Here is a 25,815-nt window from a genome sequence, read left to right as displayed (position 1 = left end):
GCCCGCGAGTCAAACCGCACGGCCGGACAGGCAGGACTGTGGCCACTTCCTCCCTTCCATGGCCAGCCGCGCGGTGACCTCGAAGCCCGCCTGCGCCAGCAGATCCGCGATCCGGCCGGGATCCAGCAGGTAGGCGTCGTAGGTGACCGGGTGGCCGTACGCCGTCTCCGGGCTCAGCCGCTCGTCTCCGACATGGAACCCGAGCAGTACTCGCCCACCAGGCACGAGGGTGCGACGGAACTCCGCGAACACCGCCGGGAGCTCCTCCGGCGGCAGGTGGAAGATCGACCACCAGGCGACGAGACCGCCCAGCTCGCCGTCCGGGAAGTCCAGGGCGGTCATCGAGCCGACCGAAAACCGCTGTTCAGGGTAATGACGACGGGCTATCTCGACCATTTTCGGCGACAAGTCGACACCGGTGACGTCGAGGCCGAGCGCCGCCAGGTGAGCGGTGACGTGGCCAGGACCGCAGCCGACGTCGGCGACCGGGCCGCGCACCTGCTCGGCGAACGCGACGAGCATCGCGCGGCTGATCGGCTCCTGGTCGAAGAGCGGTCCGATCCGCGCCGCGTAGTCCTCGGCGACGGTGTCGTAGGACGCGCGGGTGGCGTCGAGGTGGGAGGTCACGGTGGGCGACGTTAGCGGCACCCACCGACAATTCACGGCTCGATCAGCCCGGCGTCCCTGGTCAGGTCCTCCGGCGCGTTCGGCGAGGCCACCGGCGTGCAGCCGGTCGCGGGGTCCGCCGCCGAGTCGGTGCCGTCGTGGTGCGCGACTCCGGACCGGGTCAGCCGGCGCGAGCCGACGTCGAAGCACACCTGGTACGAGCCCGGAAGCACCCGTTCGAAGGCGTACCGCCCGTCCGGCCCGGTCACGGTCGAGGCCGTCTCCTTGCCGGAAGCGTCCTTCAACGTCACCTTCACATCCGGGACGCCGAGCTCGTCGCGGCGCTGGAGGCCGTCCTTGTCCTTGTCCAGCCACACGAAGTCGCCCAGCCTGCTCAGCGGCGCGACGAGACCCGCGGCGAGCGTCAGGTCGATCCGTTTGCGAGGGCCGACGGTGGTGGTCGCGGTGCAACCGGTCGCCGGGTCGGCGTCCGAATCCTTCGCGTCGTCGCCCGCGTCCTTCGCCGTGTACGTGAAGGGAAGCCCGGCGATGTCGAAGCAGACCTGGTAGATGCCGTCTTTCAGCTTGGTGAAGCGGTACTTGCCGTCGGCGCCGGTGGTGAGCGTCCCCAGCGCCGTGCCCGACGCGTCCTTCAAAGTCACCTTCACGCCCTGAACGCCCGGCTCCCCGGGGTCCTGCAGGCCGTTCCGGTCGACGTCGTCCCAGGCGAATTCGCCGATCTCGTCGATCGCGGGCGGCGGGGTGACCTTGATGGTCGTGGTCGCGGTCTTCTTCGGCAAGGTTCCGCTGGAGACGGTCACGGTGCTGACGTGGCCGTTGTCCGCTTCGGTGATGTTCTTGTGGTCGCAGGCGACGGTCGCGGACTTGCCGGCTTCGAGGGTCGCGATCGGGGTGGGGTTCACGTCGCAGTACGGGTCTTCGACCTTGATGCCGGTCAGCGTCGTGGTGCCGTCGTTGGTGACCGTGAAGCGGTAGTTCGCGGTGGTGCCCGCCTCGAGGGTGGCCGTGGCGCCCCAGGCGCCGCTCGCCGGGTCCCGCACCTCCGCCTTCGCCGAGAACGAGTCGACCCGCAGGTGGACGCAGTCCCACATGACCCAGTTGCGGTCGGTGGCGGCGAAGAACTTCACCGAACCGGCCGACGGCGGGGCGATCGACGGCGGGAAATCCTGCCGGGCCAGTTTGCCGTCGGCCTCGACGGCGTGCACGACCTTGAGCTTGTTCTCCAGGACGACCTTGCCGGACCCGTCGTAGAACCGCAGTCCGGTCTCCTGGACGGCGTCCGCGCGCCGGAGGTTGCCGTCGTTCGTGCCGGTCCAGTCGGTCAGCGTGTAGACGGCGCCGGGCACGAACTTCATCGCCGCGTAGGCGGTGCTGACCATCTTGTCCGGCGTCGAGATCAGGGCGTATTTGCCGCCGTCGGGCTGGTAGCCGCTGGCCGTCGACAGCCGGGGTTGCTTGCTCCTCGGCGTGCCGGGAGGTACCGGGGCGGCGGGGTTGAACGTGTAGCCGGCGGGCGGGCTGCCCTGCTCGAGGCTCGGGTTCGGCGCGGCGCCGCCGGTGCAACCGGACGGGACGGTCGCGGCCTGTGCGGACGGGGGAAGGATGCCCGCCACGAGTGCGCCTGCCGTCATGAACACCAGTGCCCTTTTCACAGGGCTGAAGCTAATGAGCGCGGCAGAGTTCCGTAATCACCGAACGGTGTCGTCCGGCGCCCCGATCAGGCAGAACAAGTCTCGCCGAGAGTGATCGGGGCGCCGGAGGCCACTACTTGACGCCGATACGGCCGACCTGGCCCCAGCGACCCTTCTTCCACACCGACACGATCGACGGCCGCGGCTGCGACGTGCCGCCGTCCGGCCAGTGCGACACCGGGCTGCCGGAGTTCGGCGCGTCCTCACCGGGGTGCTGGACCGCGACGAGCACCAGATGATCGGTCACGACCGGACCACAGGCCTCACCGCCGTTCGGCACGGTGAGGAACTGCTTGACCTGACCGCGCTGAGGCCCGGTGACCGGCACCGAGAACAAGCCGTCGTTCGAGCCGAGCGCGTTGCCGTCGGTGGAGATCCACAGGTTGCCGTGCCGGTCGAACGCGACGTTGTCCGGGCAGGAGATCGGGCTGACCTGGTCCTTCGGGAAGCCGCCGAAGTAGGTGTCCGCCGTCTTCGGGTCACCGCAGACGAGCAGCAGCCGCCAGGAGAACTTCGTCGACGCGGCGTCGCCGCCGTTCTCTTCCCACTCGAGGATGTGCCCGTTGCGGTTGTTCGGCCGCGGGTTCGCCTCGTCGACGTTCGCCTTGCCCGCGGGGCCGCGCTGGCTGTTGTTGGTCAGCGCGGCGTAGATCCGGCCGTTGACCGGGTTCGGCTCGATGTCCTCGGGCCGGTCCATCTTGGTCGGCTGGACCTTGTCCGCCGCCTCGCGGGTGAAGACGTAGACCTCTTCGGCGGTGAAACCATCCACAAAGGACTTGTTGCCGGAGGCCAGCGGGATCCATTCGCCGACGCCGTCGAATTCGCCGTCCGAGGGAAGTTTCCCGGTACCGTCGATCTCGGAAGCCGGGCTGTCGCCGGTGAAGCGGGCGACGTAGAGGGTGCCGTCGTCGAGCAGCGCCGAGTTGTGGCGACGCGCGTGCGCGCTCTTGCCCGGCTTGTACTTGCCCTTGGAGACGAACTTGTAGATGTACTCGAACCGCTCGTCGTCACCGGAGTAGACGGCGACCCGGCCGTCCTTGGTGATCTTGACGTTCGCGGCCTCGTGCTTGAACCGGCCGAGCGCGGTGTGCTTGATCGGCGTCGAGTTCGGGTCGTTCGGGTCGATTTCGACGACCCAGCCGAACCGGTTGGCCTCGTTGGGCTCCTGCGCGAGGTCCCAGCGCTTGTCGAACCGCTCCCACTTGCGGGTGCTTTCGGTGCCGGAGAAGCCGTACCGCTTCAGGCGTGCGGCCGCGACGGGGTCGGTGACCTTGGCCGCGTTGGCGAAGTACTGGTTGACGTTCTCCTCGCCGGAAAGCACGGTGCCCCACGGGGTCACGCCGCCGGCGCAGTTGTTCTGCGTGCCGAAGACCTTGCGGCCGGTCGGGTCCGCGGACGTCTTGAGGTACTTCGAACCGGCGGCCGGGCCGCGCACCTCGAACGAGGTGTTCAGCGTGATGCGGCGGTTGAACGGACTCGGCGTCACACGCAGGGCGCCACCGATCGGGTCGCGGAAGGCCTGGACGACCGAAAGGCCGTGCGCCGCCCACGCGATCTTGACCTGCTCCTCGGTCGGGTTCTTCGGGTCGTACTGGTCGACCGGGAACATGTGGACCTCGGTGGTGTACTCGTGGTTCACCACCATGAGGTTGCGGATACCCAGCGGGTCCTGCGGGATCAGGCCGACGAAGTCGCAGTTGTAGCCGAACTGCTTCGCCTGCGCGGCCGCGGTCTGCTTGTGGAAGTCGAACTTCGGCGCGCCCCACTCGACGGCGTCGCCCCAGCGGATGACGACGCGCTGCTCGTAACCCTCGGGGATGGTGACCGCGTCGAGCGTGTTCGGCGGCACCGCTTCGAAGTCGGTGCCCGGCACCGGACGTCCGGGGCGGCCCGGCTTGCCGTGGCCCGCGGCGGCAGCACTGGATACGTCAGCCGGGGTCTCGGCGGCGGCCGTGCCGGACAGCGCGGCGAAACCACCGGCGGCCGCGGCCATCACGGCGCCGGCCTTCAGCGCGCCACGACGGGACAGCATGTTCTTGACGACGTCGCCGAAGTATTCGTTGTCCGACGTGTTCGGCTCGGGGTGGGCGCACGCGTTGCCGCAGCGGTACTCGCAGGTGACCGCGGAGCGGCCACCGGGGTGGGAGGTGATCAACGGCAGCAGCCGCTGAGGCTCGAAGGACACAGGGCCTCCATGGTCGCGGTGGGTACACGTAGTCCAGTCGGGGGAACGCCGTGACGTTAAGCGACCAAAACGATCCGGCTCTGGCCAGAAGATGAACAGCGCGCGAACGAGCGATGGCGCGCTGCCGGACCCGGCGGCGCGCCATCGACCAAAAGTACTGCTAGATCGTTGCTTTTCGACTAAGAACCGATGTCGGCCAGGCCGTGCCTGCCCGGTTTCCACACCGCCACCACCGAGGGACGGGGCTGGCTTTCGCCGCCGTCCGGCCAATGGGAGGCCGGTTTGTCGGCGTTCGCGCCGTCCACTTCACCCGGATGCTGGACACAGACCGTGACGATCTTCCGCTCGACGATCGGGCCGCAGGTCTCCGCGCCGCGGGGCACGGTGAGGAACAGCTTCAGCTCGCCGCGGTTGCGGCCTTCCAGCGGCACCGAGTAGAGGCCGTCGTTGATGCCGAGGGCGCCCGCCGAGTCGGTGGAGATCCAGAGGTTGCCGTGCCGGTCGAAGGCCACGTTGTCAGGGCTGGAGATCGGCGAGACCTGGTCCTTGGGGAAGCCCGCGAAGTAGGTGTCCGGTGAGGCCGGATCACCGCACACCAGGAACAACCGCCAGCTGAAGGTCAGCGCGAGCGCGTCCCCGCGACGCTCTTCGAGCTCCAGCACCTGGCCGTGCTTGTTGTTCAGCCGCGGGTTGGGCTCGGTGGCGCCTTCCTTGCCGGGGTTGCCGCGCTCTACGTTGTTGCTGAGCGCGCAGTAGATCCGGCCGGTGTACGGATGGGCCTGGATGTCCTCCGGGCGGTCCATCTTGGTGGCGCCCACCTTGTCGGCCGCCTCGCGGGTGAAGACGTACACCTCTTCGGCGGTCATTCCGTCCACAAAGGACTTGTTTCCCGACGCCAACGGGATCCACTCGCCGCCGCCGTCGAATTCACCGTCGCTCGGCAGTTTCCCGGTGCCGTCGATCTCGGCGGGCGGGCTGTCGCCGGTGAACCGGCCGACGTAGAGCGTGCCGTCGTCGAGGAGGGTCATGTTGTGCCGCCGGGCATGCGCGCTGTCGCCCGGCTTCATGCGGCCCTTCGAGATGAATTTGTAGATGTACTCGAAGCGCTCGTCGTCACCGGAGTAGGCGACCACGCGGCCGTCCTTGGCGACGCGGATGTTCGCCGTCTCGTGCTTGAACCGGCCCAGATGCGTGTGCTTGACCGGGGTACTGTCCGGATCGTTCGGGTCCAGCTCGATCACCCAGCCGAAGCGGTGGGCCTCGTTCGGTTCCCTGGCGATGTCCCAGCGCGCGTCGAACCGTTCCCACTTGCGGGTGGTCGCGGTGCCCTTGATGCCGTACCGCGCGTAGCGCTTGCGCTTCACCGGATCGGCCACCGTGTCCGCGTTGCCGAAGTACTGGTTGATGTTCTCCTCGCCGGACAGGATCGTGCCCCACGGCGTGACGCCGCCCGCGCAGTTGTTCATCGTGCCCAGCACGACCGTGCCGGTGGGGTCCGCGGCGGTCTTGAGCAGGTCGCTGCCGGCCGCCGGACCCGTCACCTTGAACGGCGTGTGCAGCGTGATCCGCCGGTTGTAGCGGGACATCTTCGGCCGCAGGTGCCCGGTGTCGCGGCCGCGCGTCACCTGGACGACGGTCAACCCGTGGGCCGCCCAGGCGATCTTGACCTGTTCCTCGGTCGGGTTGTCCCGGTCGTAACCGCGGAACATGAACTCTTCCGAGGTGTACTCGTGGTTCGTGACCAGGAGCGAGGAGAGGCCCCAGTGGTCGAGCGGCAGCAGCGCGGCGAAGTCGCAGTTGTAGCCGAACTGCTTCGCCTGCGCCTCGGCGGTCTGATGGTCGAAGTCGAACTCCGGCGCGCCGGGCAGCACCGCGTCACCCCAGCGGATCACGATGCCCTGTTCGTAGCCCACGGGCACCACGACGGCGTCGAGAGTGTTCGGCTGGACCCGCTGGTAGTCGGTGCCGGGCGGTGGTTTCGGACGGCCCGCCGGTGCCGCGGAGGCGGGCGCGGCGAGCGCGAGCGGCGTCCCGGCGGCCAGCGCGACGACTGCGGTCGCCTTCAACGCGCCGCGGCGGCTCACCGCGCCGAGCACGTCGGCGAAGGTGGGGTTGTCCGACGTGTTCGGCGCGTCGTGGAAGCACGCGTCGCCACAGCGGTAGGTACAGGTCACTGACGCCCGGCTTGGTGAGTGGCCGGCCAGCAACGGAAGGAACTTCACGCGGACCTCCGGTCAGGCAGTTCGGGAGGTCGACGCTAAGGCACCGGACCGACGAGAGGAAACCCCTCGTTGGTCCGGTGTTCACCCTTTGTTCCGATTCACATCTCTTCGCCCACGAGGACCGCCCCGGCCGGAATCGTGTGCGGGTCGGCGGACTTCTCGCGGATCGTCAGCAGGGCGCCGGCCAGCACGCACAGGATCGCGGCGATCACGAACGGCGCCTGCTTGGCGCCGAACCACTCGGCCAGGTGACCTACGACGGTCGCGGCGACCGCGCCGCCGAGCCAGCGGCAGAAGTTGTACCCGGCGCTCGCGACCGGACGCGGGGCGCCGCTGATCGACATCGCCGTCCCGGTGAACAGCGTGTTGAGCAGGCCGGACACCAGACCGGACAGGATGATGCCGACGACCAGCACCGGCTTGCTCGGGATCGCCATGACCAGCAGCAACACGGCGTAACCGAAGACGGCGACCACGGTCGCGTGCCGCTCACCGAGCCTCGCGGCGAGTTTCGGCGCCAGCACCACGCCCGCGACGGCGACCGAAAGACCCCAGCCGCAGAAGATCAGGCCGACGGCGACGGCGCTCCACTCCAGCACGAACGGCGACCAGGCCAGCACCACGAAGAACGCGGCGGTGTAGAGCGCGGAACCGATCGACGTACGCAGCAGGCCACCGTGCTTGAGCGCGCGGAACGGGTCGAGCAGGCGGATCTTGGGCCGCTTTTCCTTCGCGTCACCGGTCAGGAAGATCGAGCACAGCACGAGACCGCACAGCATCAGCAGCGAGGTGCCGAGGAACGGGCCGCGCCACGAGATGCTGCCGAGCAGGGCGCCCAGCAGCGGGCCGACCGCGAGACCGACGCCGAGCGCGGCTTCGTACAGCAGGATCGCGCCCGCCTGGCCGCCGGTCGCGGCGCCGACGATGACCGAAAGCGCGGTCGCGATGAAGAAGGCGTTGCCGAGACCCCAGACCGCGCGCAGCCCGATGAGCTGCTCGATCGAGCCGGACGCGGCGCACAACGCGGTGGCGACGACGACCAGCGTCAGCCCGACGACCACGGTCCGCTTGGCCCCGAACCGGGCACTCATCGCGCCGGTCACCAGCATCGCGACCGCCTGGACGCCGAGGTAGCTGGAGAACAGCAGCGTCACTTCGGACGGCGTCGCCTTCAGGCCCTCCGCGATCGACAGCAGGATCGGGTCGACGAGCCCGATGCCCATGAACGCGATGACCGCGGCGAACGCGGTGATCCATACCTGTTTGGGCTGCCCGTGTTTTTCCCACCCCCCTGCCCTCCGGGCCCGCCCCCCGTTGACGGCGTCCAACAGGCTCGAGTGGTGCTCAGCGCTCATCGCGGATCAGTTCCTCCTTCTTGTCTTCGTGCAGCAACCTGGTGAGGGCGGGGAGCGCGGCTTCGATCGCGGCGCGGTCGGTCTCGTCGAGTTCGAGGAGCCGTTCGCGGAGGAACTCCTCCCTCGCGACGATCAATCGCCGATGGAAGCGCTGTCCCACCTCGGTGACCTCGACGAGCACCGCCCGGCCGTCGGCGGGATCGGGACGGCGGCTGACCAGGCCCAGCCGTTCGAGACGGCGGACGACGTGAGGGTGAGCCGCACCTGCGGGGTCTCCCGGCGGACGAGGTAGTACAGCCGGAAGACCAGCGGGCGGAGCCGATGGGCGAGGTCGGCGACTTTCGCGGTCACTTAGCCATGCTAACTAAAATTACTGAGCATTGCTAAGTAATCTGCCGCACAGACTTGCCGGACAGCGCCTAGGGTTGAGGGCGTGGAAGCGGTGATCTTCGATCTCGACGGTGTCCTGGTGGATTCGGAAAAGATGTGGGACGAGGTCCGCCGGGCGGTCGTCCACGAGTTCCACGGCACCTGGCGGGAGGAATCGACCAGGGCCATGCAGGGGATGAGCACCCCGGAATGGGCGGCTTACCTGGCGCACGACCTCGGCGTCCAGCTCCGGCCCGGCGACGTCGCGCAGGTGGTGATCGACCGGATGGCGCGGCGGTACGCGGAGAAGCCGCCGATCATCCCTGGCGCGCCGGAGGTCGTGCGCGAGGTCGCGAAGCACTGGCCGGTGGCGATCGCGAGCTCGTCGCCGCCGCTGCTGATCAAGGCGTTCCTCGACATCACGCGGCTGCCGGTGCCGACGGCGGTTTCGTCGGAGCAGGTCGGCGCCGGGAAGCCGGCGCCCGATGTGTACTTGAAGGCGGCCGAGCTGCTGGGCGCGGAGCCGAAGAACTGCGCGGCCGTGGAAGACACGACCAACGGGCTGCGCGCGGCGCTGGCCGCGGGGATGACGGTGTACGCGGTGCCGAATCCGCACTTCCCGCCGGATCCGGCGGTACTGGAGCAGACCACGGTGGTCGGCAAGATCACCGACCTGCCGGCGGCGCTGCAGGAGGGCTGAACAACCGCGTGATCGTCCAAGGGACTCTCACCGAGAGGACCGTGCCCGGTTCAAGTGATTCGCGCGGATTGAGGGCGGATCGTGAGTGCTGACGAGGGGTTAGAGCCGACCGTGTCTTAGGCACCTACGTGGGTTTCCGGCTGCGGTGTCCGTGAAGGCCTCCTTGCCTACCCTGAGGGTTGGCAAGGAGGCCTTCACGGACTCGGCAATCGCCACGTACGTCCCACAGGCATCAGCAGTCACGAAGTGCCCAGCTCGCACACCCGGGATACGGTCGAAGGCTCCCTTCACCGCGTCACATGCGGTGAAGGGAGCTTTCAGCCCACGTCAGGGGAGGGTCACGCCTCGCCGGCGATGAACTTCTCGACCTCGTCGCGCGCGGTGGCGTCGTCGTACTGCTCCGGCGGCGACTTCATGAAGTACGAGGAAGCCGAGAGGATCGGGCCGCCGATGCCACGATCCTTCGCGATCTTCGCGGCGCGCACGGCGTCGATGATGATGCCCGCCGAGTTCGGCGAGTCCCACACCTCGAGCTTGTACTCCAGGTTCAGCGGTACGTCGCCGAAGGCACGGCCTTCGAGCCGGACGTAGGCCCACTTGCGGTCGTCGAGCCACTGCACGTAGTCGGACGGCCCGATGTGGACGTTGCCCTTGCCGAGCTCGCGGTCGACCTGCGAGGTGACCGACTGGGTCTTCGAGATCTTCTTCGACTCGAGCCGCTCCAGCTCCTTCATGTTCAGGAAGTCCATGTTCCCGCCCACGTTGAGCTGCATCGTCCGGTCGAGCTGGACGCCGCGGTCTTCGAACAGCTTCGCCAGCACGCGGTGCGTGATGGTGGCGCCGACCTGGGACTTGATGTCGTCACCGACGATCGGGACACCGGCCGCGCGGAACTTCTCCGCCCACTCGGGGTCGGAGGCGATGAACACCGGCAGCGCGTTGACGAACGCCACACCGGCGTCGATGCAGGCCTGCGCGTAGAACTTGTCGGCTTCTTCGGAGCCCACCGGCAGGTACGAGACGAGCACGTCGACCTCGGCCTCGCGCAGCGCGGCGACGACGTCGACCGGGGTCTCGTCGGACTCCTCGATGGTCTCGCGGTAGAAGCGGCCGAGTCCGTCGTAGGTGTGCCCGCGCTGCACGGTGACACCCAGCGGCGGCACGTCGGCGATCTTGATCGTGTTGTTCTCCGAGGCGAAGATCGCCTCGGACAGGTCACGGCTGACCTTCTTGGCGTCCACGTCGAACGCGGCGACGAACTCGATGTCGCGGACGTGGTACTCGCCGAACACGACGTGCATCAAACCGGGCACGCGAGTGCTGGGATCTGCGTCACGGTAGTACTGAACGCCCTGGACCAGCGAGGCCGCACAGTTGCCGACGCCCACGATGGCCACCCGAACGCGGCGGTTCTCGCCCATGCCGGTTTCTCCTTCATTAGTCCAACAGTTGTAGGTAATGCGCAGCGCGCTCGGAGAGCGCCTCAGGTCTCCGGTCCGCGCTGCTCGGCCTGTTCGTGCGCGATCAGCTCGTTGAGCCAGCGCACCTCCCGCTCACTGGACTCCAGCCCGAGCCGGTGCAGCTCACGGGTGTAGCGGTCGATCTTCTCCTCGGCCCGCGCCATTGCCGTCCGAAGTCCTTCACGGCGTTCCTCGACCCGACGACGGCGGCCTTCCAGGATTCGCATCCTGACGTCGGCCGGTGTCCTCGAAAAGAACGCCAGGTGGACGCCGAAGCCTTCGTCGTCCCACGTCTGCGGCCCTGCGTCGCCGAGCAGTTCGGCGAACCGTTCCTTGCCCTCGGCGGTGAGCTTGTACACACGCTTGCCCCGGCGTGCCCACGCCCGATCTTCCACCTCTTCGAGCTCCTCGACGAGGTAACCGGCGCGAAGCAGCCGACGCAGGGTCGGGTACAGCGAGCCGTACGAGAACGTCCGGAACATCCCGAGCGTCTCGTGCAAACGTTTGCGCAGCACGTAACCGTGCATGGGGGTCTCGTGCAGCAGCCCCAAGATCGCGAGCTCGAGCACACCGCACCCCCTTCCGGGAACAAACCGCGACCGGTCGCGTTGGCCACCGTGACCGGCTCGGTCAACCTACCGGCCCACTATATCGCGCCGATACATCGAAGTGGTGTAGCTAACCCCGAACGAGTACCCGGAAAACCCACCGAAATTCATCGGACAGTTATCGAATCTTCGGCGTGTCCGACCGCATACGGACCGTCCCGCCGACAACGGGGCGTGGACCACACAGCAAGAGCCCGTACTCTGTTGGCGTGCGAAACCAGCGGCAGGTCGTGGACTACGCCTTACAGCGGCGCGCGCTGCTCAAGGGCGTCCACTCCGGACGGGTCGGCACATACGACGTCTGCGACGCGGGCCCGTACCTCCTCCGTGCCGCGAAATTCCACGGCCGACCAGGTGATCAAGACTGCCCGGTCTGCCATCGGGAGGAACTGACCCTGGTGTCGTGGGTGTACGGCGACGAGCTCAAGCACGCCGCCGGATCGGCCAAGACGCCGGACGAACTGGTACGGATGGACGGGCACTTCGCGGAGTTCACCGTCTACGAGGTCGAGGTCTGCGGGAGCTGTCACTGGAACCACCTGGTGCGGTCCTACGTCCTCGGAACAGGAGATCCGGGAACCACCCGGCCACGGACCCGGTCGCAGAGGACAGCGGGTCAGTGACAGGTATCGAAAACGCAGTTGACCACAGAGCGGCGTCCCCCGAAGCGCCGGTCTGGGAGGCCCATTCGTGAACGACGACCGCAATCGCTCCTGGCCTGGCCAGGAGCCTGATGCACCTCGCCGTGCCCAATGGCCGGGCGAAACCGACGATCCCGGCTGGCCGAGCGAAGAACCGCCGCGCCGCCCCCAGCGCCGGACTCCCCCGAACGGCATCCCCCGCTCGGCGAACCCGCGTCCTCCCCACCCCCGCGCCGCCAACCCGCAGTGGCCGGGCGGCGACGCCGGCGGCCCCGAGTGGCCCTCCGGTGATGAACCCCGCGAACCGCGCCGTCCCGCGGCCCCGCGCCGTCCCAACGGCATGCCCCCGCGCAGGCAGGGACCCCCGCCGCCCGGTGGCCGTGCCGCCGGTGACCAGCGTGCCCGCAACGGCGCCGCCGGGCACCGCCCGCCGCCGCCTCCGCCCGGCGACCGCCGTCCTCCCGCCCCGGCCGATCAGGCCACCGCGATGGTCCGGCCGGTCGAGCCGGAACCGTACGAGCGCGAGCCGGAACTCATCACCCACCACGCGCACAACGGCACCGAAGACCCGTACGGCTACGACCCGTACGACGACCGCTATGACGATCGTCACCCGAGCGCCGCGTTCGGCGCCGAGGGCGAAGACGCGTACGACGAGTCCGCCGAAGACGAGCAGGACGACAAGAAGAAGGTCCTCACGCCGAAGCAGCGCAAGAAGCGGCGCTGGCGCATCGTCCGCCGGGTCCTCTACGCGATGTTCGGCCTGTTCGTCGTGGTGCCCGCGATCGCGTTCGTCATCACCTACTTCCTGGTGGACGTCCCGTCGCAGGAAAGCGTCGCGAGCCTGCAGAGCCAGCCGATCACGCTGATGTACGCCGACGGCAGCCCGATGGGCAAGATCGCGCCCGCCAGCGGCGGAAGCCGGTACCTGCTGAAGCCCGGGGAAGTCCCGGACGTGGTCAAGAAGGCCGTGTACGCGGCCGAGGACTCGTCGTTCGAGACCAACTCCGGTTTCGACGTCGGCGGCATCCTGCGCGCGGTCTACAACAACGTCACCGGCGGCCAGGGCGGCGGTTCGACGATCTCCCAGCAGTACATCAAGAAGGCCACGGCCAACGAGGCGCCGACGCTCACCCGTAAATGGACCGAGCTGGCCAAATCCTTCAAGATGAACAACCAGATGTCCAAAGAGGAGATCATCACCGCCTACCTCAACACCATCTACTTCGGCCGCGGCGCGAACGGCATCGAAGCGGCCGCGCAGGCCTACTTCAAGAAGCCGGCCAAGGAGCTCAGCGCGTCCGAGGCGGCCCTGCTCGCCGGCCTGATCCAGGGGCCCAGCCGGTCGGAGAACGAGCCGTACGCGCAGCGTCGCTGGAACTTCGTGATGGACCAGCTGGTGGCGAACAAGTGGCTCGACCCCGGTCAGCGCGCCACCGCCGAGTTCCCGAAGCCCATCCCGAAGGCGCAGGCGAAGGCCGACAACGCCGGGACGATGAGCCTGCACATCCGCAACCGGGTGATCGACGAACTCGAAGCCCGCGGCTACGACCAGGACCGGCTGCACCAGGGCGGCTTCAAGATCACCACGACGATCGACCCCAAGGCGCAGAAGATGGCCGAGGAGTCCGTCGCCGAGGGGATGAAGGGCCAGACGGACGAGAACATCCTGAACGCGCTGGTCGCGATAGACCCCAAGACCGGCGGCGTGGTCGCCTACTGGGGCGGCCCGGACTGGACGAAGAACGACAAAGGCCAGGACGTCCAGGCCATCGACTGGGCGAACGTCCCGCACAACCCCGGTTCGGCGTTCAAGGCCTTCGACCTCGCCGCGTTCCTCAAGATGGGCAAGGGCCTCGGCGAAACCTTCGACGGCACCAACAACCGGAAGTTCGACGGCCGCACGGTCCGGAACGCGGGCGAGAGCGCCAGCTGCGGTCCTCAGTGCACGGTCGCCGAGGCGATGAAGGTCTCCGCGAACACCGTGTTCTACGACATGGTCCGCAACGAGACGAAGATCGACCCGGTGGCGAAGGCCGCGAAGGAAGCCGGCGTGATGGTGGAGGCCGAAGGCGGCAAGGCGAAGCTGAGCCCCGACATCAACATCGCGCTCGGCGGTGGTGGCACGGTCACCACCGCGGAGGACATGGCGGCCGGTTTCGCCACGTTCGCCGGTGAAGGCGTCCGGCAGAAGCAGCACTTCGTCGCCAAGCTGACCAACTCGCAGGACGAGGTCGAGTTCGACGAGACGACGCCCAAGGGCACGCCCGCGTTCAGTGACGACGCCGACAAGAGCAAGCAGATCGCGGGCAACGTCACGGACGCGCTCGAAGAGGTCATCCCGTACTCGAAGCTCAAGTGCCCGAAGGGTCACGAGTGCGCGGGCAAGACCGGAACGCAGCAGTACGACTTCAAGGACAGCGACCCGGCGAGCTACCGCGACCGCAACGCGCAGACCTGGATGGTGGGCTACACGCCGAGCATCTCGACGTCGGTGTGGGTCGGCGGCGACGGCAACAAGCCGCTGCACGACAAGAACGGCAAGGCGGTCTACGGCCGGACCATCGCCGGTCCGATCTGGGAAGACTTCATGGCCCGGTACATGACCGGCAAGCCGTCGGAGAAGTTCGACAGCGTCAAGCCGATCGGCAAGGACGCGCGCTACGTGCCGACGACGACGGCGCAGAAACCGCCGCCGACGACGACGACACCCGAGACGCCGACGACCACCCCGACACCGACGACGCCCACCGAGCCGACCGAGACGACGCCGACGAAACCCACCAAGCCGACGAAGCCGAGCTGGACGAGGCCGGGCCCGGGGACTTCGGATCCGTTGTTCCCGAACGCCGAAGATCCGTGACGATCGGGCTGAACAGGTGCTGAAAGGTGTGCCGGGCGAGTGCCCGGCACACCTTTTTTCTTGGCGGCGATGAACCTGAACCGCTCCGATACGTCTTAACTGGAAGGAGACCTGCGACCGCAGGACCGCGCTCACCACGAAAGGTTCGGAGGACGTCCCAGTGAACGACGATCCCCACGGCGGATGGCCAGGTCAGGACCCTGACCCCGCACGTCGTCCGCAACGCCCGGCCGGACCGCCCCGCCGCCCCGCCGGCCCGCCCCCCGGGTACGGGCAGCGGCCGGGTCCCGGATCGCAGGGCCCGGGGCAGGCACCGTGGCAACGGCAGGGCACGCCTCAGCAGCCGCCACCGCGGCGTCCGCAGCGGCCACCGGTCGCGCCGCAGCACGAGCCGGACCTCATCACGCACCACGAGCACAACGGCACCACCGACCGCGGCTACGACGAGCCGTACGACGATGAGCCGTACCGCCCGGAGACCGACGAGAACGGGAAGCCGATCCTCACCCCCGCGCAGCGCAAGAAGCGCAGGTGGAGACGGATCCGGCGGGTTCTGCTCGCGTTGTTCTGCCTCTTCGTCGTCATCCCGGCGATCGCGTTCGTGATCACCTATTTCGCCGTCGACGTGCCGTCGCCGCAGTCCGTCGCGGCCACACAGGGCCAGGCGGTGACGTACTACTACGCCGACAACACCGAGATGGGCAAGGACGTCCCCAAGGGCGGCAACCGGCAGATCCTGACGCCGGAGCAGATCCCGGACATCGTCAAGAAGGCCGTCATCGCCACCGAGGACGCCTCCTTCGAGACCAACTCCGGTTTCGACATCGGCGGCATCCTGCGCGCGGTCTACAACCAGGTGACCGCGGGCAAGGGCGGTGGTTCGACCATCTCCCAGCAGTACATCAAGGTCGCCAGCGGGGACGACGAGTCGACCCTCACCCGTAAGTGGACCGAGCTCGCCAAGTCCTTCAAGATGAACCAGACGTACGAGAAGAAGGACATCATCTCGGCGTACCTGAACATCATCTACTTCGGACGTGGCGCGTACGGGATCGAGTCGGCCGCGCAGGCGTTCTTCGCCAAGCCCGCCGGTGAGCTCAACGCGTCCGAGGCGGCGCTGCTCGCGGGCCTCATCCAGCAGCCGGGCCGCTCGGAGAACCCGAAGGTCGCGAACGAACGCTGGAACGTCGCGCTGAACCGGATGGTGCAGAACGGTTTCCTCCCCGCCGCGGAGCGGGCGAACATGCAGTTCCCGACTCCGGTACCGCAGGAGGACAAGGAGCAGGCGGGTGTCGTCAACAGCTTCATCCGTGACAAGGTCAAGGAAGAGCTCGCCGCGAACGGCATCACCGACGACGTCTACTACACGGGCGGCTACAAGATCTACACGACCATCGACCCGAAGGCGCAAGCCGCCGCCGAGAAGGCGATCGCCGACGGAATGAAGGGCCAGACCGACGAGAACCTGCTCAACGCGCTCGTCGCCATCGACCCGAAGACCGGCGGCGTGAAGGCGTACTACGGCGGGCCGTCCATCGTGAAGGGACCCAACGGCCAGGACCTCAAGGGCCGTGACTGGGCGAACACGCCGCAGAACCCCGGGTCCTCCATGAAGCCGTTCGACCTCACCGCGTACATGCAGCTCGGCAAGGGCGGCATCAACTCGACGTTCGACGGATCCAACAACCGGCAGTTCGGGAAGCAGACGATCCGGAACGCCGGCCCCGGCAGCACCTGTTCGCAGCAGTGCACGGTGGCCGAGGCGATGCAGCGGTCGGCCAACACGGTGTTCTACGACATGGTCGTGAACGTGACCAAGCCGGGGCCGGTGGCACAGGCAGCCAAGGACGCCGGGGTCAAACCCGCCCCCGAGGGCGCCTCCGAGCTGTTCGCCGACAACAACATCGCGCTCGGCGGTGGCAAGACGGTCATCAGCCCGGAGGACATGGCCGCCGCGTACGCGACCTTCGCGGCCGAAGGCCAGCGGCGGGACAAGCACTTCGTCGTCAAGGTGACCAACTCGCAGGACGAAGCCGCGTACTCCGCTCCCGAAGAGGCGAAACCGGCGTTCGCCGACGACGCCGCCAAGAGCAAGCAGATCGCCGGGAACGTCACCGAGTCGCTCAAGGGTGTCATCCCGTTCTCGAAGCTCAAGTGTCCCAACAACCACGAGTGCGCGGGCAAGACCGGAACCCAGCAGCACACCTACCGTCCTGGCGAACCCGCGTCGGCGAAGGACGCCAACTCGCAGACCTGGATGGTCGGCTACACGCCGTCGATCTCGGCCGCGGTGTGGGTCGGCGGCGACGGCGACAAGGCGCTGAAGGGCAAGAACGGCAAGTCGATCTTCGGTTCGACGATCGCCGGCCCGATCTGGCAGAAGTTCCTTTCCCTGTACCTGAACGGGAAGCCGGGGGAGCGCTTCGAGAAGGTCAAGATCATCGGCGGGGACGACAGCAACACCGTCCCGTCGACGCAGACCCCGCCGGGCGAGGACGAAGGCTCGACCGAGACCGGCACGCCGTCGACGGGCCCGTCGACCGGGTCTTCGTCTTCGCGGAACGAGGATGACGAAGAGACGTCCAGCTCGAAGAACCCGCCGACCTCCAGCCAGAACAACGAAGAGGGCAGCAACGGGAGTCCCGGCCGGGGCGGCAGAGGCGATACCGAATAGCTAGAGGGTGACGACGCGCCGTTCGGCACCCGCGAGGTGAGCGGCTTCGATGACCCGGAGCGCCTCGACGGCGGAGGCGGGATCGACCGGAAAGTCGCCCTTGCCGAGCAGCGCGTCGCGCACCTGCGCGTAGAAGTCCTCGTACCGGCCGACCTCGGTGGGCACCGTTTCGACGTCGTCGTTCACGCCGAGCACGCCCGCGTCCGACGGCGGCTCGACCGCCCAGCCGGGGTCGCCGGGCCGCAATCCGTCCTTGATCTGCGGCTCCTGGACGTCGAGGCCGTACTTCGTGAAGGTCGCCTTGTCGCCGAGCACGCGGAATCGCGGGTTCCGGGTGCCCGCGAGCGCGGACGCCCACAAGTGCGAACGCACCCCGTTGGTGTGCCGGAGGGCGACGAAGGCGTCGTCGTCGACGGACACCCCGGCGCGGCGCCTGTCGACCTCCGCGTAGACCTCGGCGACCGGGCCGAACAGCTGCAGCGCCTGGTCGACGATGTGCGCGCCGAGGTCGTAGAGGAGGCCGCCCGCCTCGGCGGGGTCGCCGAACTCGCGCCAGTTGTCCCGCGGCTTCGGCACCCAGCGGTCATAGCGTGATTCGAAGCGGAAGACGTCGCCGAGCCTGCCGGTCTCGAGGACTTTCCGGACGGTGAGGAAATCCGAGTCGAAACGGCGGTTCTGGAACACCGTGAGTCCGACTCCCTTGGCCTTCGCCGCTTCGACGACCTTCGCCGCTTCGGCCGCTGTCGGCGCGAAGGGCTTGTCGACGACGACGGGCAAGCCCGCCTCGATCGCCCGAAGCGCGAGAGGAACGTGCGTTCGGTTCGGCGTGCTGACGACGACCAAGTCCAGCTCGCCGGCCTTCGCGAACAACGCGTCCGCGTCCGGCAGCACGTCGGCGGCCGGATAGTCGGCGCTCGCCTGTCCGGCCCGGTCCGGATTCGAGGTGACGACGGCGGCCGGGGTCAGCCCCGGTGTCGCGTCGACCAGCGGCGCGTGGAAGACGCGTCCGCCGGTGCCGTATCCGAAGATCCCCACTCGCAAGTCAGCCATGACCCCATTAAACAACAGTGTTGCGTAATTAGCCAGCCATGGCAGGATGCGCGCTATGCCGGAGACCGGGGTCAATCTGCGCGGCCTGCGCCAGCACAATCGGACACTGCTGCTCACGCACATCCTGCGCGCGGGCGGCCTCAGCCGCGTCGAACTCGCCGAACGCACCCGGCTCACCCAGCAGGCCGTCTCGAAGATCGTCCCCGAACTCCTCGAAGCCGGCCTGCTGGACGAGGAACGCCAGCCCGCGTCCGGAGTCGGCAAGCCGCGCACCCTGCTGCGCGTCCGCGCGGACGCCCGTTACGCGCTCGGCGCCCAGCTCGACCGGGACTCGTTCCGCGTGCTCAGGACCGACCTGACCGGGAAGATCATCGCGTCGCGCGGCGGGCCCCTGTCGCCCGGATTCACCCCTGACCAGGCCGTTTCCGCCCTCGGCGAAGCGACCGAAGCACTACTCGACGGCGTCGAGCGCGAACGTGTCCTCGGCCTCGGCGTCGGCAGCGTCGGCCCTCTCGACCACCGCGAAGGAGTCGTCCGGGACGCCACGAACATGCCGGGCTGGCACCACGTCCCCCTGCGCGACCTGCTCGCGAAACGCACCGGGCTGCCCGTGCGGCTCGACAAGAACACCAACGCCGCCGCCTTCGCCCAGCACTGGCCGGAGGGCGACCAGGCCGCGACCGCCGTCGTGCTCGTCGGCACCGGGATCGGCGTCGGCCTGCTGATCGACGGCAGGCTGTATCGCGGGCCGCGGACCAACGCGGGCGAATTCGGGCACACCACGCTCGCCTTCGACGGACCGCGGTGCGCATGCGGCCGGCGCGGCTGCGTCGAAGTGCTGCACAACGCGGCGGCGACCACGGAAGAGGCGGCGGGCCTGCTGGGGATCGGTCTCGCCGACCTCGTCCAGGTCCTCGACCTCGAACGTGTCGTGCTGACCGGGCGTTCGGTCCGCGCGGAGCCCGAGGTCTACCGCGACACCGTCGCGGCGCGGCTGCGGGAACTGCTGCCTTTGCCGCACTGGCAACGGATCAAGGTCGATCTCGACGAGATGGGCGACGACGTCGTCGCGTTCGGCGCGGCGGCGGAGGTGCTGGCCGGGTTCTACGACAGCGGCGACATCACCGGGTGGTCACCCGGATAGGCGCTAACATCCGCCAGGTGTCCGACCAGACGACCCAGCCCGAGGCTCCGCTCTCCCTCACCCCCGGCGAGCGGGTCATCCCGAGCTGGAACGAACCGCTCGTGGCCGCGGCCACGAGACCGATCGGCGGCCCGCTCGGCGAGCACGCGGCCGTGGGGCGGCACTGGTTCTGGTCGCCGCAACGGGTCGGGCTGCTGCTGGCCTGCCTCGCGCTGGTGCTCTCGTGGTTCGGCAAGGCGTCGTGCATCCAGCAGTACACCGACGATTCCGGGACCCACCAGCTCGACTGGCGGGCGGGCCGCCCGTTCGTCGCGATGTGCTACTCGGACATCATCCCGCTCTACAGTTCCGAGCGCCTGAACGATCCGGACACCTTCCCGTACGTGACTTCGTGGACCGAAAACGCGGGAACGGCGAAGGAGACCACTCGGTACATGGAGTACCCGGTCGCGACCGGGTTGTTCCAGTGGATCAACGCGAAGCTCACCGAAGCGTGGCTTTCGGTCGCGGAATCGGGCTGGCTGCCCGGCGCGCTCCCGGTGGCCGTGTACTTCGACATCTCGGCGCTCTGGCTCGCGCTGGCCTGGCTCGTCACGGTGTGGGCGACCGGCCGATCGCTGAAACGCCGTCCGTGGGACGCCGTGCTGGTCGCGATCTCGCCGCTGGTGCTGGTGCACGTCTTCACCAACTTCGACGCCATCGCGACCGCGTTCACCGCGACCGCGCTGCTCGCGTGGGCCCGGCGCCGTCCCGAGGTGGCGGGCTTCCTGCTCGGGCTCGGCGCGGCGGCGAAGCTGTATCCGCTGCTGCTGCTCATCCCGTTGTTCTTCCTGTGCCTGCGCGCGGGCAAGGTCAAACACTGGGCGCTCACCGCCGGGCTCGCCGCGGCGACGTTCGTGGTGGTCAACGTCCCGTTCGCGCTCGCCGCGCCGACCGGCTGGTGGGAGTTCTTCCGGCTCAACACGGCGCGCCCGATGGATCCCGACTCGCTCTACAACGTGGTCTCCCACCTTTCCGGCTGGGCCGGTTTCGACGGGAAACTCGCCACGGGGCAGACACCGGTCGTGCTCAACGCCGTCGTCGCGGTGCTGTTCCTCGCCGCCTGCGCCGGCATCGGGTACGTCGCGATGAAGGCGCCGCGCCGTCCACGGCTGGGCCAGCTGGCCTTCCTCGTGGTGGCCGCGTTCCTGCTGACCAACAAGGTGTGGAGCCCGCAGTATTCGCTGTGGCTGGTCCCGCTGGCGGTGCTCGCGATCCCGCGCTGGCGACTGCTGCTCGGCTGGATGGTCCTCGACGCGCTGGTCTGGGCGCCGCGGATGATGTACTACCTCGGCGTCGACAACAAAGGGCTGCCCGAAGACTGGTTCCTCGGCACCGTCGTCGTCCGCGACCTCGCGGTGGTCGGCCTCTGCGCGCTGGTGATCCGGGAGATCCACCAGCCGCGCAAAGACCCCGTCCGCGCCGCCGGGGACGACGATCCGATCGGCGGTTTCCTCGACGGCGCACCCGATTCGCGCACCGTCAAACGCGCTTCAACACCTCAGGCCCAGGACGTTCCAGCCTGACGTGCTTGCCGAAGTCCTCGGCCCCGAAGTCGTCGATCTGCACGACGACGGCTTCGGGCGACGTTTCGATCAGACGGCAGCTGAACCAGTCGTCGCCTTGCTTGACCGACCAGCGCTCGGCGAGGACGGCCAGCCCCTCGGCCTCCAGCAACGCGACGGAGTCGTCGAAGGCGGCGGGCCCGCCGAGCGGGTAGCCGAAAACGGTCAGTGCCTGCCAACGGGTTTCCGGCGCGGGGACGACGTAGCCGACATGCTCGCCGTCCTCCGCCCGGTACACGGTCCGATTCTTCATGCGGCACAGGTTCGACCCTCCCGTGGCGTGAGGGTCAAGCCGATTCAGCGCACGACGTAGCCGCCCGTGCTCGTCGCGAAGAACGGCACCGGCCCGGTGCAGGGCAGGACGTCCTGTTCGAAACCGCCGTACGCCCAGCTCCAGCCGATCCGGTCGTGGCCGCGCGGCACGTCCCGCACCGAGAAGCCGACGCGGAGGCCGACCACGTTCACCGGGAAACCGGGAATGTCGGCGCGTTCGATCACGCCGGTCAAGACGGCGAGGTCGCCTTCACGCGAGACGCAGTCGACCTTGCCCTCGAAATCGGCGACGAGCTTCCCGTCCTCGGTCAGATGGTTCACGTGGAACCGGCCCGACGATTTCCCCGGTTCCCCGTACGCGGCGAAATCGAATCGGACCGGGTCAGCCCCGTATCCGGGGAACGTCAGCGGTCCGCCCGCCGATCCGATCACGACCGAACCGGACGACGGAGCCGCCGTCGCCTGCGTCGCCCCCAGCGTTCCCGCCGCGACGGCGAGCACGGCGACCGCGGCGATCTTCGACCTGATGTTCATGGCTTCCCTCCAGCACCGGGTGTTTCCCGGTCGAGGTCGAGCCTTTCGCGATCGGCGTGCCCGGCCCTCCCGCCGGAGAGGGAACGGTCTCCCGCGCGAGTACGGCGCGAGACCGGACCTCAGGCGGAGGCGACGCGCTCCCGGACGTAGGCGATGTCCGCGGCCTGCCCGTCGGGCGGGGTCTCGACGACCACCGGGGCACCCGCCTCGGCCGCGACCGCGACCAGCACTTCGGGATCGATCGTGCCGTCACCGCCGACGACGTTGGCGTGCCGGTCCCGGGTGGAACCGAACTCGTCGCGCGAGTTGTTGAGGTGCACCAGGTCGATCCGGCCGGTGATGGCCTTGACCTTCTTGACCGCCTCGGTCAGGTCCCAGCCCGCCGCGTACGCGTGGCAGGTGTCGAAACAGAACCCCGCGCCGAATTCGCCGACCTTGTCCCAGAGCCGGGCGATCGTCTCGAGGTCGCGCGTCATCGCGTTGTCACCGCCCGCGGTGTTCTCGATCAGGATCGGCACGGCGAAACCGCCCTTTTCCTGTTCACGCTCGAAAAGCTTGCGCCAGTTGACGAGGCCTTCTTCGACGTCCTCCGCCGCACCGACGTGGCCGCCGTGCACGACGAGCCCTTTCGCGCCGATCGCGGCGGCACCGTTCGCGTGCTGCGTGACGTTCTTCCGCGACGGGATGCGGATGCGGTTGTTCATCGACGCCACATTGATCAGGTACGGCGAATGGATGAACACCTCGACCGGCGATTCCTTGATCGCCTCACCGTGCGGGTGGGGTTTGGGAGCTTTCCAGCCCTGCGGGTCGGAAAGGAAGAATTGGAGGACTTCGGCTTCGCGCTCGGCGACCGCGGCCAGCGGGTCGTCGTCGCGGACATGCGCACCGATTTTCATGGTGGCAACTTACCCTCGCGGGTTTTTCGCCGTCGCGAACCGGATGGTCACGCTCGTGGGGTAGCGTGAGCGCGTTCCGTTAAACCGCGTGGGTCCTGAGGGGCGGAGGACGAACTCGATGGGGAAGACTGCCGGGCGGATCACGGCTTGGGGATTCGCGCTTTCGGTCACGGCCGGATTAGCGTTCCCGATGACCGCGACGGCCGCCGAGGAACCGAATCCGACCCTTTCCGGCGACTGCGCCGCCACGCTGCAGAACGGGAAGTCCGCCGAGGGACTCGTTCTCGACGCCGGCGCTCCGCTGAATTCGCCCGAGGCGCTGACGGTCGGCCTGGACTCGAAGGCCAAGACCGCCGAAGGACGAAAGCCGCTGCTTTCGCTGCCGGTCGGCGATCTGGTCAAGACCACCGGCCTCACCGACAACGCGGTGGGCGACCTCGCCGCGCAGGGCGTCTGCAAGCCCGCGCAGGGCACGGTGAACGCGGTCGGGAACCTGACGCAGGGCGTCGCGGACGAGCTGCCGATTCCAGACCCCGAACCCGAACCCGAGCCGCCTACCCCGGAGCCCACACCCCCGACGCCGGGGCCGGGTCAGCCCGGCGGTCCGGGCAGCGAACTCCCGGTGCGGACCGGTCCGGGTTCCTCCACCGGTATCGGCGGCGACTCGATCGCCGGCGTGATCAGCAACGCGGCGCTGCTCCCCGGCAGCTTCGTCCAGGCGCCGGTGATCACCGAGATCATCCCCGGCGAGGTGCCGCCGCCGACCGTCGACGAGAAGGACGCCGGCAACGCGCAGGCCATCCAGGCGCCGGTCGCCCCGGCCAGGCTGCCGCTGCTGCTCGCGGTGCTGGCGCTGGCCGTCGTCGCCGCCGCTCTGGTCCGTGCTTGGCTCCGGGGTAAGCCCGCCTGATTCACCCTCCGTGACGCCCGCTTCCACTCGAATGCCTGACTTCTTCGAGTGAGCGGGCGTTACTCGTCTCCATTAGCGTCGTTGTGCAGGTAGGTGACCCCGACGACGGAGGAGTCGAAGGCATGCGCGAACGGACACGGAGGGCGACCGCCCTGGGTGCGTCGGCCTTCATTCTCGCGGGCTCGGCCGCCCTCGCCATGCCCGGCACGGCCGCCGCCGCCGAGACCAAGACCGCGACCTGCGGGGGATCGGTGACCGCCAAGACCGGCGACACGATCCTCGGCAAGACCCCGTTGCTCGGCATTCCGCTCAACCTCGGCCAGGCCGGTCCGGTCTCGGGGGTGCTCACGGGCACGATCGACGCGCTGCTCGGCACCCTCTGCAAGGTGACGGTGACCGTGGTGAACACCGTCGTCGCGCCGGTCCCGGTCGTCGGCGAACCCGCGGCGGAGGCGCTGAACGGCGCCGTCACCGGCACCCACGAAGCCCTGACCGGCGGTGGCAAGCCCGCTCCCGGAACCCAGCCCCAGCCAGGGAAACCCGCTCCCGGCACGCCCGGCAGCGGCGGCCCGCAGACGGGCGGACCGGGTGCTCCCGCGCAGGGCGGCGGCCCGGCGGGCGGCATCCCGGCGGCGAACAGCCCGCTGCTGCCCGGCACCTTCACCCCGAACTTCGGCAACCTGCCGTGGGGCATCAGCACGGGCTACGCCCCGATGCGCGACTACAGCTCCATCCCGATGGCGACGGCCGGTCTCTTCAGCCCGTCGCCCGGCCTCCGGTACGGCGGTCAGATCCCGGGTTACGCGCCCCAGTTCGGCATCGCGACCGAGAACCAGGCCGGGAACCCGGACGTCCAGAACGCGGGACAGGCCGAAGCGCTACCGAACGTGAGCGACGGATTCACTCAAGACGGGAAACTGCCGCTGCTGATCGCCGTTTTGGCACTCTCCGGAGTCAGCGCGGGCCTTGTCCGCACCTGGGTCCTCCGCCGAATGGCCGCTTCAAGTTAGTCCTACCGCCTAGTATCTTTCGGGTCACTCCCTCGTTATCCCCGTTGCAGTGATTCCTCATGCACTGCCACACGCCCCCACCGACCCGGAGGATCGCCCCCGTGCGGAAGACCACCATCTGGCAGACCACCCGCAAGGCGCTCACCGTCACCGCACTCGCGACCATGGTCACCGGGGGCGCGCTCCTGACCGCGGGCACCGCCTCGGCGGCGACCACGCTGGCGAACGCGTGCAGCGGGACCGTCAACGGCGGGATGGGCGACACCGTCGCGATCACCGGCACCTCGGTCAAGGAACTGGTGCGGGCGGGCGCGCGGGAAGCCGGCACGCTGGCCCTCTACGACGTCGCCGCGAACGACATCGCCAAGGTCAACACCATCAACGTCGGCGCGGTCCCGAACGCCGCGGGCGGTTCGGTCGACGGCAAGGCGATCGGCGCGGCCGTGCGCCAGGCGGTCAAGGACACCAAGTCCTGGGGCCTCGGGCTGAACCCCGAAAAGACGCTGAACTCCATCGAGCACAAGGTCGCCGGCAGCTGCGGCCTGACGACGGTCGCGACGAACTACGTCGCCCCCGCCCTGCCGACTCCGGGCACCACGGCCCCGCAGCAGGGCGGCACCGGCGGCGGCACCAACGGCCTCCCGTCCTCGCCGAGCCTGCTGCCCGGCGGCAGCAACGGCACCGGCTACGCCCCGCCGCGCGACTACGGCAACCTGCCGGTCGCGCAGCCGGGTGTCGCGGTGGCGCCGGGCGTGCGCTACCCGGCCAACAGCCCGCTCCCCGGCGAGGGCGCCCCGCAGTACGGCACCGACGGCCAGGCCGGGCAAGGTGGCCCCGACGTCCGCAACGCGGGCAACGCCGAAGCGCTCGCGACGGACGGCATGCCCGGCGGCGACGTCCAGCTGCCGATGCTGCTCGCGGTGCTCGTGCTCGCCGGCGTGACCGCCGCGCTGGTCCGCACCTGGGTCCTGCGCCGCGTCGCCTGACCGCCAGGTA

At 68.8% G+C, this 25,815-nt stretch carries 20 protein-coding genes and 1 pseudogene; 9 read left to right on the top strand and 12 right to left on the bottom strand.

Features of this window, described 5'->3' with window-relative positions; all coding sequences use genetic code 11:
- Window positions 1-9 precede the first annotated feature (9 nt).
- The 6 genes and pseudogenes from AC069I_RS06710 to AC069I_RS06685 all read right to left on the bottom strand — a co-directional run bounded on the left by AC069I_RS06710 (window position 10) and on the right by AC069I_RS06685 (window position 8,431).
- Window positions 10-627, bottom strand: coding sequence for a class I SAM-dependent DNA methyltransferase (locus tag AC069I_RS06710; protein ID WP_478223989.1), 618 nt, complete (start codon window positions 625-627; stop codon window positions 10-12).
- A 32-nt stretch (window positions 628-659) separates the two neighbouring features.
- Window positions 660-2,279 carry a DUF7850 domain-containing protein gene (locus AC069I_RS06705; protein WP_478223988.1) on the bottom strand — a complete coding sequence of 540 codons (1,620 nt, stop codon included), beginning with the start codon at window positions 2,277-2,279 and terminating at the stop codon, window positions 660-662.
- A gap of 112 nt (window positions 2,280-2,391) precedes the next feature.
- Entirely contained in the window at window positions 2,392-4,503 is a 2,112-nt protein-coding gene (locus AC069I_RS06700; RefSeq protein ID WP_478223987.1) for a PhoX family protein, read from the bottom strand.
- A gap of 179 nt (window positions 4,504-4,682) precedes the next feature.
- Entirely contained in the window at window positions 4,683-6,725 is a 2,043-nt protein-coding gene (locus AC069I_RS06695; protein WP_478264969.1) for a PhoX family protein, read from the bottom strand.
- Window positions 6,726-6,823: 98 nt separating this feature from the next.
- Entirely contained in the window at window positions 6,824-8,080 is a 1,257-nt protein-coding gene (locus tag AC069I_RS06690; RefSeq protein WP_478264968.1) for an MFS transporter, read from the bottom strand.
- Window positions 8,070-8,431: pseudogene (locus AC069I_RS06685) on the bottom strand (MarR family winged helix-turn-helix transcriptional regulator). The gene AC069I_RS06690 and the pseudogene AC069I_RS06685 overlap by 11 nt, the downstream one beginning before the upstream one ends.
- A gap of 82 nt (window positions 8,432-8,513) precedes the next feature.
- Here AC069I_RS06685 and AC069I_RS06680 point away from each other — a divergent pair.
- Window positions 8,514-9,149, top strand: a complete 636-nt coding sequence (locus AC069I_RS06680) for an HAD family hydrolase (RefSeq protein ID WP_478223984.1) — start codon at window positions 8,514-8,516, stop codon at window positions 9,147-9,149.
- Between the two features lie 338 nt (window positions 9,150-9,487).
- Here the strand turns inward: AC069I_RS06680 and AC069I_RS06675 are convergent, their stop codons facing one another.
- Window positions 9,488-10,570, bottom strand: a complete 1,083-nt coding sequence (locus AC069I_RS06675) for an inositol-3-phosphate synthase (protein WP_191255714.1) — start codon at window positions 10,568-10,570, stop codon at window positions 9,488-9,490.
- A 62-nt stretch (window positions 10,571-10,632) separates the two neighbouring features.
- A complete protein-coding gene (locus AC069I_RS06670) occupies window positions 10,633-11,178 on the bottom strand; it encodes a PadR family transcriptional regulator (RefSeq protein ID WP_005168208.1) in 546 nt (181 codons plus the stop codon).
- Window positions 11,179-11,426: 248 nt separating this feature from the next.
- Between AC069I_RS06670 and AC069I_RS06665 the strand changes: the two genes are divergently transcribed.
- The 3 genes from AC069I_RS06665 (at window position 11,427) to AC069I_RS06655 (ending at window position 17,395) form a co-directional block, all read left to right on the top strand.
- Window positions 11,427-11,840 carry a DUF5318 domain-containing protein gene (locus tag AC069I_RS06665; RefSeq protein ID WP_125679417.1) on the top strand — a complete coding sequence of 138 codons (414 nt, stop codon included), beginning with the start codon at window positions 11,427-11,429 and terminating at the stop codon, window positions 11,838-11,840.
- 505 nt (window positions 11,841-12,345) lie between these two features.
- Window positions 12,346-14,721 (top strand): transglycosylase domain-containing protein, encoded by a 2,376-nt coding sequence (locus AC069I_RS06660; protein ID WP_478224448.1) that lies wholly within the window; start codon window positions 12,346-12,348, stop codon window positions 14,719-14,721.
- A 160-nt stretch (window positions 14,722-14,881) separates the two neighbouring features.
- Complete coding sequence (locus AC069I_RS06655) at window positions 14,882-17,395, top strand: transglycosylase domain-containing protein (RefSeq protein ID WP_478264967.1); 2,514 nt, start codon at window positions 14,882-14,884, stop codon at window positions 17,393-17,395.
- On the opposite strand, the gene AC069I_RS06650 is transcribed toward AC069I_RS06655, so the two are convergent.
- Complete coding sequence (locus tag AC069I_RS06650) at window positions 17,396-18,445, bottom strand: Gfo/Idh/MocA family oxidoreductase (protein ID WP_478223982.1); 1,050 nt, start codon at window positions 18,443-18,445, stop codon at window positions 17,396-17,398.
- A gap of 55 nt (window positions 18,446-18,500) precedes the next feature.
- Between AC069I_RS06650 and AC069I_RS06645 the strand changes: the two genes are divergently transcribed.
- Both AC069I_RS06645 and AC069I_RS06640 read left to right on the top strand, forming a co-directional pair.
- Entirely contained in the window at window positions 18,501-19,589 is a 1,089-nt protein-coding gene (locus AC069I_RS06645) for an ROK family transcriptional regulator (RefSeq protein WP_478264966.1), read from the top strand.
- A gap of 17 nt (window positions 19,590-19,606) precedes the next feature.
- Window positions 19,607-21,154: a glycosyltransferase family 87 protein gene (locus AC069I_RS06640; RefSeq protein ID WP_478223980.1), complete on the top strand. Its 1,548-nt coding sequence runs from the start codon at window positions 19,607-19,609 to the stop codon at window positions 21,152-21,154.
- On the opposite strand, the gene AC069I_RS06635 is transcribed toward AC069I_RS06640, so the two are convergent.
- From AC069I_RS06635 to AC069I_RS06625, 3 genes are all read right to left on the bottom strand, one after another.
- Window positions 21,111-21,446: a hypothetical protein gene (locus tag AC069I_RS06635; protein WP_478223979.1), complete on the bottom strand. Its 336-nt coding sequence runs from the start codon at window positions 21,444-21,446 to the stop codon at window positions 21,111-21,113. The genes AC069I_RS06640 and AC069I_RS06635 overlap by 44 nt on opposite strands.
- A 44-nt stretch (window positions 21,447-21,490) precedes the next feature.
- Window positions 21,491-22,000, bottom strand: coding sequence for a hypothetical protein (locus AC069I_RS06630; RefSeq protein WP_478223978.1), 510 nt, complete (start codon window positions 21,998-22,000; stop codon window positions 21,491-21,493).
- A 119-nt stretch (window positions 22,001-22,119) separates the two neighbouring features.
- Window positions 22,120-22,899 carry a deoxyribonuclease IV gene (locus AC069I_RS06625; protein WP_478223977.1) on the bottom strand — a complete coding sequence of 260 codons (780 nt, stop codon included), beginning with the start codon at window positions 22,897-22,899 and terminating at the stop codon, window positions 22,120-22,122.
- Between the two features lie 118 nt (window positions 22,900-23,017).
- On the opposite strand from AC069I_RS06625, the gene AC069I_RS06620 reads away from it, so the two are divergent.
- The 3 genes from AC069I_RS06620 (at window position 23,018) to AC069I_RS06610 (ending at window position 25,805) form a co-directional block, all read left to right on the top strand.
- Window positions 23,018-23,809: a hypothetical protein gene (locus AC069I_RS06620; RefSeq protein WP_478264965.1), complete on the top strand. Its 792-nt coding sequence runs from the start codon at window positions 23,018-23,020 to the stop codon at window positions 23,807-23,809.
- A 122-nt stretch (window positions 23,810-23,931) separates the two neighbouring features.
- A complete protein-coding gene (locus tag AC069I_RS06615; RefSeq protein WP_478264964.1) occupies window positions 23,932-24,819 on the top strand; it encodes a hypothetical protein in 888 nt (295 codons plus the stop codon).
- Between the two features lie 101 nt (window positions 24,820-24,920).
- Window positions 24,921-25,805: a hypothetical protein gene (locus tag AC069I_RS06610; protein WP_478264963.1), complete on the top strand. Its 885-nt coding sequence runs from the start codon at window positions 24,921-24,923 to the stop codon at window positions 25,803-25,805.
- The last annotated feature ends 10 nt before the right edge of the window (window positions 25,806-25,815 follow it).

It is taken from the genome of Amycolatopsis sp. NPDC043885 (assembly GCF_056435685.1).
Note: the sequence above shows the minus strand (reverse complement) of the source record. Positions and strands in the feature narration are given on the sequence as shown.